At 46.3% G+C, this 12356-nt stretch carries 11 protein-coding genes and 1 pseudogene; 6 read left to right on the forward strand and 6 right to left on the reverse strand.

The window, feature by feature from the left end:
• Positions 1 to 81: 81 nt before the first annotated feature.
• From Q0413_RS00950 to Q0413_RS00960, 3 genes are all read right to left on the reverse strand, one after another.
• Positions 82 to 810: a hypothetical protein gene (locus tag Q0413_RS00950; protein ID WP_298986343.1), complete on the reverse strand. Its 729-nt coding sequence runs from the start codon at positions 808 to 810 to the stop codon at positions 82 to 84.
• Positions 811 to 930: 120 nt separating this feature from the next.
• Entirely contained in the window at positions 931 to 1257 is a 327-nt protein-coding gene (locus tag Q0413_RS00955) for a hypothetical protein (RefSeq protein ID WP_298986346.1), read from the reverse strand.
• A 215-nt stretch (positions 1258 to 1472) separates the two neighbouring features.
• On the reverse strand, positions 1473 to 1658 hold the full coding sequence (locus tag Q0413_RS00960) for a hypothetical protein (protein WP_298986348.1): 186 nt from the start codon (positions 1656 to 1658) through the stop codon (positions 1473 to 1475).
• 323 nt (positions 1659 to 1981) lie between these two features.
• Between Q0413_RS00960 and Q0413_RS00965 the strand changes: the two genes are divergently transcribed.
• The 6 genes and pseudogenes from Q0413_RS00965 (at position 1982) to Q0413_RS00990 (ending at position 10004) form a co-directional block, all read left to right on the forward strand.
• On the forward strand, positions 1982 to 2137 hold the full coding sequence (locus Q0413_RS00965; protein ID WP_298986350.1) for a hypothetical protein: 156 nt from the start codon (positions 1982 to 1984) through the stop codon (positions 2135 to 2137).
• Between the two features lie 365 nt (positions 2138 to 2502).
• Positions 2503 to 3348 (forward strand): universal stress protein, encoded by an 846-nt coding sequence (locus Q0413_RS00970; RefSeq protein ID WP_298986353.1) that lies wholly within the window; start codon positions 2503 to 2505, stop codon positions 3346 to 3348.
• Positions 3349 to 3646: 298 nt separating this feature from the next.
• Positions 3647 to 4960, forward strand: a complete 1314-nt coding sequence (locus tag Q0413_RS00975; protein WP_298986356.1) for a TonB-dependent receptor plug domain-containing protein — start codon at positions 3647 to 3649, stop codon at positions 4958 to 4960.
• A 12-nt stretch (positions 4961 to 4972) separates the two neighbouring features.
• Positions 4973 to 6091 (forward strand): annotated as a pseudogene (locus Q0413_RS00980) (TonB-dependent receptor); the annotation flags it as partial.
• Positions 6092 to 6468: 377 nt separating this feature from the next.
• Complete coding sequence (locus tag Q0413_RS00985; RefSeq protein WP_298986358.1) at positions 6469 to 8637, forward strand: SbmA/BacA-like family transporter; 2169 nt, start codon at positions 6469 to 6471, stop codon at positions 8635 to 8637.
• Positions 8638 to 9515: 878 nt separating this feature from the next.
• Positions 9516 to 10004 carry a chemotaxis protein gene (locus Q0413_RS00990; RefSeq protein WP_298986361.1) on the forward strand — a complete coding sequence of 163 codons (489 nt, stop codon included), beginning with the start codon at positions 9516 to 9518 and terminating at the stop codon, positions 10002 to 10004.
• Positions 10005 to 10016: 12 nt separating this feature from the next.
• Here the strand turns inward: Q0413_RS00990 and prfA are convergent, their stop codons facing one another.
• The 3 genes from prfA to Q0413_RS01005 form a co-directional block, all read right to left on the reverse strand.
• Entirely contained in the window at positions 10017 to 11084 is a 1068-nt protein-coding gene (prfA, locus tag Q0413_RS00995; protein WP_297945543.1) for a peptide chain release factor 1, read from the reverse strand.
• A 24-nt stretch (positions 11085 to 11108) separates the two neighbouring features.
• The gene (gene rpsT, locus Q0413_RS01000; protein ID WP_291938896.1) at positions 11109 to 11381 is read right to left on the reverse strand and encodes a 30S ribosomal protein S20; all 273 of its coding nucleotides are present in this window, start codon (positions 11379 to 11381) and stop codon (positions 11109 to 11111) included.
• A gap of 94 nt (positions 11382 to 11475) precedes the next feature.
• Positions 11476 to 12210: a cold shock domain-containing protein gene (locus Q0413_RS01005; protein ID WP_298063078.1), complete on the reverse strand. Its 735-nt coding sequence runs from the start codon at positions 12208 to 12210 to the stop codon at positions 11476 to 11478.
• Positions 12211 to 12356 lie beyond the last annotated feature (146 nt).

A 12356-nucleotide genomic window follows, 5' to 3' on the forward strand; every position in this document is an offset into this window, starting at 1 on the left:
ATTTTCCAGTGATACGCATAAATTTCTAATTTTGGGCTGCATTATTTAATCCTTTTAACGGCTAAATTTTAAATTATGAGATTATGCTATCTCTACCGATATTTGAGCGTCGATTTTGCCGCCATTTTCTTTTAAAATTTCAGGAAATCCCAATTTTATAATCTGCTCTTCGGAGAGGCTATAAGAATAGTGGATATTTGCCTCTATGCTCAGCGGGCGGACTATTTTCGCAACTTCGCTAAAAGGCAGCTTAACGTCCAATAATGCCACGTAAAAGGCTTCCGTATCGCTATCAAAGACATTTATATAGCAGCCTTTTATATTTTTATCGCCACTATTTGGAGCTTTGATTATTCTTTCATGGCCGGCAGAGGAACCAAAGAAGTATGAAAAACCGGGCTTAACCATATCAAGGCATCCAAAAGATCTCATCTGCTCTATGTTTAAGCTATAGCCATATACATAATAAGGATCGTCTGCATCCGATTTTACAATTTGTTTTATGTCTTCCAAATCAAGATCTATTTGCCGCGAATCGGCGTAGCTCTCATCGATACCGAAAGATGTTATATCATAATATGTCTTATAATACATATCGCGTATATGAAATTTAATTCGCTTATCACTTAAAAGCTTTGGATCTATTTTTATACCGAGTTTTTGCGCGTCCGATTTCGCAATCGATTCGGGCTCGAATATAAATTCTTTTCCAAAACGACCGCTTTGCCCTTTTGGAATTTTAATCCAATACAGTTCTCGTCCATCTCTTACCGGAAAAAGATAACGGAAAATACCTTTTACGCTTTTCATTTTTGAATCCTTCTTGTTTTATTTGCTTCTCAAGCCGCTTTAAATTTACGCTATACGCGCCTAAGATACTCTGCGCGTATTGAAATTTTAAAATCCGCGCTAAGTTCTTTCGCCCGGCGGCTAGTACTTTCTTTTTACTATGTCGTCCTTCTTTACAAAATACTCTTTTTGACCGCAAGGATAGTAAATTTTACACCATTTGCCTTCGCAGGATTGAATCGGGATGACCATCTCATCATAATAAGCAAATTCCTCTTTATCTTCATAGAAAATTTTACGAATAACGCTATCTTTAAATTTATATATAATTTTTTGATCTATTTTTTCGCCACATTCGCCGTAAAAGGCATCGTCTTTGTGTTTTGCAAAAGTGATTTTATGCCCTAAAATCGTAGGACTGCACCCATATAGGCATAATGCGACAAAAGATATAACAAAATTTCTCATCTCTTCTCCTACTTAAAATGCGCCCTATCTTTTATTTGGATACATTAGGCTATTAAATACCGCTATAGAAAATATGGCTGATACTAATGTCAAAATTCTCATCTTATTTTCGCTCCTTTATCGAAATTCTATTTATAACGCCTTATGATATTGCTTTTAAATACATACGCAATTTTAAAATTTTGTACCTTAATTGCGCCTATCTTTTGAATATTTTATTCCTCATCGCGCTGATTTTGCACCTTCTTTAGCCACTCCTCTTCAAATTTATAATATTTCTCAAGCTTTTTATTCTTTTCTGCTTGATTCCACTTTTCTATCTCGGCATAATCTTGCAGCTCGCCCCCGCACTTAGGGCAAACGCTCCTATCTTTAACGTCCGAGAAATTATAAAAATTCACTTCTCATATTTTTAAAATTTTACCGTAATTTTTCTACAAAATTTTACTTAAATTTGGCTTCAGTCGTTTAAAATTTTATCTCTTTGAAATTTAAATTTCAACCATTGTCCGGCGTTTTAAATTTCTCTGTTTTTTTAAAATGCGAGCCTCAAACGCCGTCTTAAAAATTTATGCAGATGCAAGCAGCGAGGAGCCGCCGCGATAAATTTAAAGTCAAATTTTATTTCTAGCCATCTTTTAATTTGTTTCTTATCTTTGGCGTATTAAAATCCCGCTTTGTTTCATTCGTAAATTTGAAACGTATCTTAAAAACAAGGAAGCCGATGAGCGAAAGAAATTCAGAAATTTTAGGTTGGGCGGGCACATGCCTGTCGGTCATAATGTACGTATCCTATGTGCCGAATATAATGGTAAATTTAGACGGCAACAAAGTCCCGTTTCTCCAGCCGCTCGCAGCCGCGATAAACTGCACGATATAGCTTAGCTACGGTCTTTTAAAGCCTAAAAAGGACTATCCGCTCGCCGCGGCGAATTTCCCGGGGATCATCTTTGGGCTACTAACCGCAATAACGGCGCTTTAAACCGCACTTTTAGCGGCTTGATAAATTTTAAAACCGCCCGCGCCACACCTTGTCTGCCGCGTCTGTACAGCGCGCCCACCTACCACGCTGAGTCCGAGCTAACTTGTCGCAAGCATACCCGCACCTCACATATCCATTACGACGCGGCTTTAAATTTCACAAAATCGTCCGTGCCGAATTCAAGTCTGCCGAATTTAAATAACTTTTATACAAAATTTGATAAGCTTATTTTGATTAAAATTTTATCTTTAAAAGGACGAAAAATGAAAAAGGTCATCACTTGCGTCGATCAAAATGCGCTTGCCCCAGCGGTTAGAGATTACGGAATTTACGTCGCTAAAACCTTGGGTGTCGAGCTCGTGTTTATTCACGTGGTTGAAATCCCAGAGCTTGGCGAGAATTTTTATGGGCTAGCCGCAGGCGGAATCGTCCTAGGAGAGAATGATATCCTTGCAAATAGCTACGGAAGTCCCACATTAGGCGGCGTGGATGTGGAAAAAGACCACGAAGAAGCTGAAGCGATGCTGGATGAATATATCTGCGCTGCGACTGCTGCGGGCGTAAAGGCGAGTAAGATCATCAAAGATGGCGATTTTATCGACGTTATCGCTGAGTACAAGGACGAAGCTGAAATTTTTGTACTCGGTATCAAGGGCTCAAATAACGAGGACGTAGGCTTTAACGCAAGCGTGCTGATAAAGGAGCTTCACGTGCCGTCACTGCTCGTGAATAAGGAATTTTCACCTATTAACTCCGTGCTCATTGCGTTTGACGGCACTGACGCGGCGAAACGCACGCTTGAGTTTATAAAGGGCTCAAAGCTTCTTGCGAGCGCGCATAAGCATGTCTTGCACATCAATGCGGGTGCCGCAGAGGGCGAGCGGATGCTGGATCTGGCGCGCGAAATTTTGGGCACTCAAAACGCCACTTTCAAATACATCCAAGCCGAAGTTCCCGCCGATGAGATCATCAAATATCGCCGCGCCAATAACCTCGATCTGATCGCTACCGGTGCCTTTACGAAGGGCTTTTTCAAAAAGCTCTTTTTAGGCAGCGTCTCCGAGGATATCTTGCACAATGCACTTGTACCGGTGCTAGTGCTATCGTAATCGCAAGACCAAACGCCGATAAACGCTAAATTCCGTCGCTTACGTTATTTTAAAGCGGCGGAATTTTAGAATTTTAAATTTTTCAATCCTTCGTTTTTCAAATTCATATACTTTTTAAAATTCATAGAAATTTTGCTTAATAATTCGTCAATAGATCTTATTAAATTCCGTTAAATTAGTAATTGCATATAAAATTTTATGATTTAGTTTATTAAAAATTTTATTATTATTTAAGAAGAATTGTAAGATAATCCCGCCAATAAATTGATATGGATTATAAAATCTAAAAAGGATTTTTATGAAAAAGGGCAAAATTTTACTTTCTTTTGCGCTACTTTGCTCGCCGTTTTGGTTTACTGCGGCGCAAAATAGCGGCACTTCTCAAAACTCGTCCGTCGCGAGCTCCACCTCTAAAATTTCGTCGTCACAAAGCTCACGTGCAGCCGCCGTATCACGGAACTCCGCGCCGTCTGCTTCAAATCCCGCCGCCAATAATGCGGCACCGAAAAGCTCTACGCAAGAGCCAGCGAGTTCTACCGCCACAAATTCCACGTCGCAAAGCGGTGGCACAGAAAATTCTGCGCCGCAGAGCTCAGACGGCGATAATCTCGGCACCATAAACGTTACGGGCAAGGCCGATCTATCCACTACCGAGGGCACCGGCTCGTATACGACGGGCAATATGAGCACCGCGACGGGGCTAAATTTAAGCATAAGAGAAACGCCGCAGTCCATAAGCGTCATCTCCAATCAGCTTTTAAAAGATCTGAGCCTGCACAACGCCGAAGAGGCTCTTTCAAAATACGCCACCGGCATTTCACTAAATAACGACGCGGGCGGCAATCGCATCGTCTCGCGCGGCTTTTATGTCGATAATATCCAAGAAAACGGCATCGCAAGCTCGGTTTCTAGCTCCGTGTTCGGGCCTCTGGGCTCATCGAAGGAATTTACCGATTTGGAATTCTATGATCGCGTCGAGGTTCTGCGCGGCGTAGCGGGTCTTACGCAAAGCAACGGCGAGCCCGGCGGCACGATAAATTTAATCCGAAAGCGTCCGAGCGATCAGTTCGGCTTTAATGCAAGTCTAAGCGGCGGTAGCTGGGATAATTATCGCGGTATGATCGACGTAACGGATGCGATAAATCAAAGCGGTACGGCACGCGCGCGGCTGATCGGAATTTTAAGTAAAACGGGCTCGTTTAAGGACTATCCGCGCAACGGCTATCGCGAAGGCATCGGCGTTTCGACGGAATTTGACGTGGCCGATAAGACGCTTCTTAACGCGGGATTTTTGTGGCAAAAAACCGTCGGCGTCTATGATATTTACGGCGTGCCCGTTTTAGACAATCATGGAAATTTACTGAATTTACCGCGCAGAAGTTACTTCGGCTCGGATTGGGACAGAAGCGAATATAAAAAATTTAACGCCTACAGCGAACTCTCGCACGAATTTAGCGATGATCTGAAAGCCTATGCGAGGCTCAATTATACCGATAGCGACAGCATGTTAAAATTCGGAGCGCTCAGCGGGGCAGATCCTTACAACGGCACTACGTCGCATACGGTGCGATATAGAATTTACGATAACGACTCCAAAGAGATCGGGTTTTAAACGGGGCTAGACGGCAAATTCGAGGCATTTGGGCAGAAGCACGACTTTTTCTTAAACGGCTCGCTTAGCAACGAAAAGCTTAATTGGCGCGAGACTAGAACGAGAGATTCGTCTATGGCGTCACTGGGGATGAATATTTATAACTGGGACCGCTCAAGGATTGCTCAGCCCGATTGGAGCAGTGCTGCTACATTTAAAGACCGAAGCTCCACTACCATAAAGCAGCGCGCGATCTCGCTCGGGACTAGATTAAACCTAACCGACGATTTTCACTTTTTGCTTGGTGGGCGCTTTTCGAAGGTAACCTACAGCAGGTATTATTATAATATTTTGCGCGGCACGGCTTCGCATAGCGCGAGCCCGAGCAAATCGGATTTCACGCCGTATGCGGGAGTGGTCTGGGACTTTGCGGATAATTTTTCGTGGTACGCAAGCTATGCCGAAATTTTTGAGCCGCAAGCCGCGCGCGACAAGGACGGTAAAATTTTGGATCCCGTCGTCGGCTATAATTTAGAAACCGGCGTGAAGGGAGAATTTTTTGATGGCGCGCTTAATACGAATGTCGCGCTATTTCAGATCATTCAGAAAAATAGAGCGATGACCGATCCTATCAATACGAACTACTCCATCGCCGAGGGCAAGGTGCGAAGCCGCGGCGTGGATGCCGAGCTGCAAGGCTCGCTTACGGATGATTGGAAATTATTCGCAGGATATACTTTCAACCGCAGCGTCTATTTAAAGACGGAAAGAACCTCCGCAGCGGTCGATTATAGCAAGGGCGCAAACGCCAAACGCTACATTCCGAAGCATCTGTTTAAGCTCTATACGAACTATGAAATTCCGCTCGGCGAAAATCGTAAGGTTACTTTGGGCGCCGGCATGCGCTATCAGAGCAAAACCGCTTCGATATATCGCGAAAGCGTTGCGTACTACGCCGCGCCGCAGAAAGCTTACACGCTGTGGGACGCAAATGTCGGCTATCATTTTGACAAGCACTTTAGCGTAAATTTTGCGGTCAAAAACATCACGGATAAGAAGTATTTTCAAAATACGCAAAATCGCGTCGCGGGGATGAATAATTACTACGGCGAGCCGCGGAATTTTATGTTGACGCTAAATTATACGTATTAGGTGCGGATGGAATTTTGCGCTTATGCGAACTCGGACTGACCGAACTCGCACGCGGCCTTGGATAAATTCCGCGCTTTATAAGAGCGCGGATAAAGCGAGCGCAGAGGCGCGAGACTAGGCTTTGTCGCAAGTAGCACGTAGCGAGGCGGGTAAAATTTGAACGAAGCCGCGGGATTAAAATTTAGCTCGCGATTTGGTTGATTAACGATTGATTGGCGCGGGCGATCGCGGGCGATAAAATTTAATCTCGCGAAATTCCAAGCGAATTAAACGCGCAGACTTGCGAGCATAAAATCCGCTCGCGAGGCTGCGGGATCAAATTTAATCCCGCGATTTCGCTGTAATCGGCGCTAAATTTTAAAATTTAAAGAGAAAATTTGAAAACCCTAAAGCATTTTTTTGAAATTCTACGTCCACACTGGTTCGGCAAGGGCGCGGCGAAGCTGTGGGCACTGCTGCTGCTCGCGCTTGGTTTTAGCCTAGCTATCATCAAAATCAGCGTGCTGATGAACGCGTGGGACAAGCGCTTTTACGACGCGCTAAGCGAGCTTAAAGGCGAGCTCATTCCCGCGCTCGTGGGCGAGTTTTTGCTCTACACTGCGCTCATCGTGCTTTTCATCGTCTGCGGCAGCTGGCTTCGCAAACTGCTCGTGATCGTCTGGCGCGAGCGGCTAAGCGCGATGATGGAGCGCAAATGGCTACATAACGCAAACTTCTACCGCACGAGCCTTGATAGAAATTTTAGCGCCAGGGGCGGATCAAATTTAGAAAAACCCGGCGACGTAAATTTAAATGAGCGTGCAGAGTGTTCCGCAGCCGAAGCGGGCAGTGCGGCTTTACATAAAGATGCAAAGGGGTTTGAAATTTTACCGAGCACGGCGGAGCAAAATGCAGCAGAGCAAAGCGGCGCAAGCGAGAATAAAAATTTAAACGATCGTAGCGACGAGAATTTTAAAAATTCAAAAAACGCCGATAATACTAAAGCATATTTGGAGCAGGATACGGATGGCTTAAACGAATGCGTGGGCTCTGCGAGCGATCGCGCAGAGTATCTTGCAAGCGAGGCGAGTGGCACCGATGTGAACGAAAATTTAAACCAGCAGCGTAAGGAAGATTTTAAAGAATATTCAAGACGAGATACGGGTAATTTAAACGAACGTGCGGCGTCCGTGAGGGCGCGGGCTGGGTGCCCCGCAACCGAAGCGGATGCCAAAGGTTCGTTTAAAGCTTCCGAAGACCGGGGAATTGCAAAGCTAGACAACCCCGATCAGCGTATCGCCGAGGACAGCTTGCTGCTCGTGCAAAAAAGCGTTGATCTCGTAAAATCGCTCGTCTACAATCTCGCCAAGCTCATCGCCTTCGTCGCGATCTTGTGGCAGGTTTCGAAGGTGCTGAAATTTGAAATTTTCGGCATGCACTTTGCGATCGAGGGCTTTTTGCTCTACGTCGCGCTTATTTATACTCTTCTTTGCTCGCTGATTACGCATCTCATCGGGCGCAGGCTTAGGGGGCTAAATTTCACCAAGCAGCGCGCTGAAGCCGACTACCGCTCGGATCTGCTGCTAGTGCGCGAAAACGCGGAAGCCGTAGCCTTTATGCGCGGAGAGGATGCCGAGCGCGGCCGCTTCCGCGCGAGCTTCAGCGAGATCATGAGAAATTGGCGCAGCATTATGAATACGGAATTTCGCCTCGAATGCTTTTCGGCAAGCTACCTAAAAATCACAAATTTGATCCCGATCTTTGCCTGCTTGCCACTGTATTTGTCGCGCGCGATGAGCTTTGGCGACATGATGCAGGCGCGCTCGGCATTTTACAGCGTGCAGAACGGATTTGCGTGGTTTATGGATTATTACAAGCAGATCATGGAGTGGGCGGCGAGCGTGCAGAGGATCTATGAGTTCATCTCGCGCATGGACGGCGAGAGCGCAAATCTGCGTGCTTGCGTCAAACAAAGCGACGAAAATTCCGCTCGCTGCGAGGGCTTGTCGGTCTTCACACCTGCGGGCGAGCCGCTGATCGAGGATCTACGCTTCGAGCTTGCGCCTGCGCAGTTTATAATGCTGCGAGGCAAGAGCGGTGCGGGCAAAAGTACGGCTCTGCGCTACGCGGCGGGGCTTTGGCGATATGGCCGCGGCGAGATCAGTCTGCCGCGCACGGGCGTGATGTTTATCCCGCAAAAGCCCTATCTAGCGCCGCTTAGCCTAAAAGAGCTCATTTCCTATCCGCAGACGACGCACGCAGACGACGCGGAATTTTTAGAAATTTTACGCAGCGTAGGGCTTGAGAAATTTGCTCGCATACTAAACTCGCGCGCCGATTACGTTAAAATTTTAAGCGGCGGAGAGGCGCAGCGGCTTAGTTTCGCACGTATTCATTATCACAAGCCGAGCTTTGTTTTTGCCGATGAGATCACGTCCGCGCTCGATCTCGCCTCGGCGCGCGAGCTACTACTTGGTCTGCGCGCGGATATGTCTAGCCTCGGCATGCTAGCGATCGTGCATCAAACGGGGCTTGAAGAGATATTTGAGCGGACGATAGAGCTTTAAATTCGGCCCTTTAAATTTCACTCCGCAGGGATTTCGCCTTTAAATTCATATCTTTTTAAATCCAGATTTATTAAAATTACTCGTTTATATTAAACGGCGATAAAATTTAGCCTAGGCGCTAAGTGTTCGCATACATGGGCATCGGCACCCGCGCGGCTAGGCGCTCGCACGCAGTCGGCGGCATAGCACCGCCGTAGGTAAGTATTTACGGCGTAACGAGTAGCTCGGAAGTCGGTCGGCAGTGCGCGATCGCGGTTCTGTACGGAAATTTAAGTCGATAAAATTTAAACGCAAGATGATCCGCCAAGAAGACGCCGCCTAGATAAAATTTTAAACCGAGCCGTGATCGGTAGTGTAACGGCGTGCTAAATGCGCGGGCTGCGGCAGCGGCACGATGCGCGGGCGTCGCGATAAGTCGGTAGCGCGTCGGATGGCGCGTAACACATCGGCGGCGCAGACGGCACGCCGTAATCGAGAAGCGGAGCGGTGATACGTACCTACTCGGCGCCGTGTGACATAACCTTCGCTCGGGCAAATCATCATCGTAACGGCGCTACGATCGAAGCGAGCAGCGCGGCCGTGACGGCGGATCGGCAGCACAAGGGCGCGGCGCGATTGCGGCGGCGACAGCATAAAATGCCGCAATATGGCAACCGCGATCGACAGGATGCGTATGCAGGGAAAGCGCAGTGCAAGTAGCGCAAACGTCGCGATACGATGATGGCGATCTGCGGAGCGTATAGACAAGCAGCAGTGCGGGCGGCGCAATAACGCCGAGGCGATACGATAGCGGCGACCAACGAGACGTAACGCCGCCGTAGCGTTCGCGTGCGCTACGCCTAAGCCGCTAAATTTTAAAAACGAGATAAGGAGATTTTATGCTTAAAGCAGGGATTGTTTATAAATTTGTGCTCATCATGTTGCTAGGCTGCGCGCTTTGCATTTTGGGCTTTTCGGGCGCCTACTTTGCGCGCGGCGAGTACGACGAGACGTGGATGAGCCTGCATAAGATCGCGGGATTTGGCCTGCTTTGCGTCGCGATCTTGCATATAATCACAAGGCGAAAGAAGCTCGTAAAGCTCTGGAGCGAGTTTTTGGACGTGGTTTTGAGCCGCAAAAATCCCGGCTTTTGTAATATGGATCGCATAATCGGCGCGATCGAGCGCTATAATATCAGAGAAATCGCTAATAAAATGGGCTTTGAGCCGGACGAGCTCGCTGAGATTTTGAAATCAAACGGCATCAAGCTTGTAAGCGCAGATCAAGGCCTGCGCGAGCTTGCGAAGTTTAACGACGAAAAAATTTTCTTCATCTTGGTGCTTTTGATCGAGGCAAAATTTGGTAAAGCGGGTGGATGTAAGGTCTAAATTTTAAAAGGCTCAATAGCCCGCGTTTGCGATCGCCTCGGCTTGAGAGTGCGCGATGAGCGGGTCGATGATCTCGTCGAACAAACCGCCCGCCATGATCGCGTCTAGGCGGTAAAGCGTTAAATTTATGCGGTGGTCGCTGATGCGGTTTTGCGGATAGTTGTAGGTACGAATTCGCCCCGAGCGGTCGCCTGTGCCTACCTGATCCTTGCGATCTTTGCGCTCTTTTTCAAGCCGCTCCTGCTCTTGCATATCGTAAAGGCGCGCCTTTAGCACCTTCATCGCCGCCTCTTTGTTTTTGTGCTGGTCCTTGCCGTCTTGGTTGGTGACGACTAAACCAGTCGGGATGTGAGTGATACGAACGGCGCTATCGGTGGTATTTACGGACTGCCCGCCGTGGCCGGAGCTGCGCATAACGTCGATGCGAAGATCGTTCGGATTGATCTGTATCTCGCTATCCTCGATCTCGGGCATGACGGCGACGGTGATTGCAGAGGTATGCACCCTGCCCTGGCTCTCCGTTTCAGGGACGCGCTGCACGCGGTGGGTGCCGCCTTCAAATTTCAGCCGCGAATACGCTCCCGCGCCCTTTACGAGCAAGATCGCTTCTTTATAGCCGCCGACGCTGCCTTCGCTAGTGCTTACGATCTCGCATTTATAGCCGCGAAGATCGGCGTAGCGCAGATACGCGCCGAGCAGATCACCCGCAAATAGCGCCGCTTCGTCGCCGCCCGTACCGGCGCGGATCTCAAGAAAGATATTTTTATCGTCGTTGGGGTCTTTTGGAAGCAGCAAAATTTTGATTTTTTCTTCGAGCTGGGGCTTTTGCGTCTCTAAGCTTTTAAGCTCCTCTTTGGCTAGTTCGCCTAGATCGGCATCGCTTAGCAGGGCTTTGTTTTCTTCGATCTGATTTAAAATTTTAAGATACTCGCTAGCTGCCTCTTTGATCGGCTCGATATTGCGCTGCTCCTTAGATAACGCCGTCATATTAGCGATGTCTGCGGTAACTGCGGGATCGCTAAGCATGCGCGAAAGCTCGTCGTAGCGATCCAAAAAAGGCTTTAGTTTATCGGCTAGCATTTAAATTTTATGCGTAAGGGGCGCTTACGCAGCGGTTTTTAAAGAATTTACAAGTTTGGCTAGGCGGCTTACTTTTCTGCTCGCGGTCTGTTTTTTCAAAAAGCCCCTGCTTACGAAGCTGTGGAAGCTTTCATTAGCCGTTTTTAGAGCCTGAGTCGCTGCGTCTAGATCCTTGCTCTCGACCGCCTCTCTTACAGCTTTTGTGATATTTTTTACTCTGGTGCGATAAAATCTATTTCGCTCCGTTCTTTTTATGGTTTGTCTCGCGCGTTTTTCGGCGGATTTGTGATTTGCCATAACGTCCCTTTCGGTTAAATTTGAACCTGCGATTATACGTAAAAAATATTTAATCGACGCTTAATTTAAGCGGTATTTAAAACTTGTTTTGCTCTCAAATTTCTACTAGCCACCAATCGTAATTCGTAGCATGACTAAATATATACGCTATGACGATAAGGATAACTGCAAATATTACTCTATTCGAAACGTATAAACCTAAAGATACACACAATATGACTATCCAAAATATCAGCCTATACAATTTAGCTCTTCTTGTTTTTGCAACAAGTTTACTTTTTAAATAAGCGGCTCTTTTATCAATACAAATAAAATCGTCAATTATACTGCCATTAACGACTCTTTTACCTATATTTACCGCTATTGCTCTACAACTATGTATGGTAAAATAATGTGTTCCTCTTCCGCTGTCGCTCGTTTCTTCCCCCGTGGATCGAAAGTATTCTACTTTTACAAGTGCGTTTGCTCCAATCATTTTAGCTCGATTAATCATATCTTCTTTCGCTTCGTTAGGATTTCTAGAGCTACCCATTACCATCCATTTCGAAAATTCAAGAATTTCAAAATCTCTAAATTTATCCGTTACACTACAGAGAAATTTATCAGGTGATGCATAACCTACAGCTCCTTTACCTACCACCTGTATCTTTGTGGCTACGTATCCTTTTGGCGTTGCTTTTGGATCAAAATCTACCAGAAGTTTTTCACATATTTTACTTTTATCCGTATCATCAAACGACGAATAACGAAAAAAGTAATCCTTGCCGTCATCGCCTTTTATAAAACCGTATTGTTTTTGATCGAGATGCGTTTTGATGATTCCTCTCAAGCACTGGCTCCTTAAAAATTTGTTTGATAAATGATAATTATACAAAATTTTTGCTAGAATAAGAAAAATTTATTTGAATTGAGGATTTGATAATGAAACTTTTCGGGACGGACGGCGTACGCGGTAAAGCGGGAGAATTTCTAACC

This window comes from uncultured Campylobacter sp. (assembly GCF_938045465.1).
Taxonomy (GTDB): Bacteria; Campylobacterota; Campylobacteria; order Campylobacterales; family Campylobacteraceae; genus Campylobacter_B.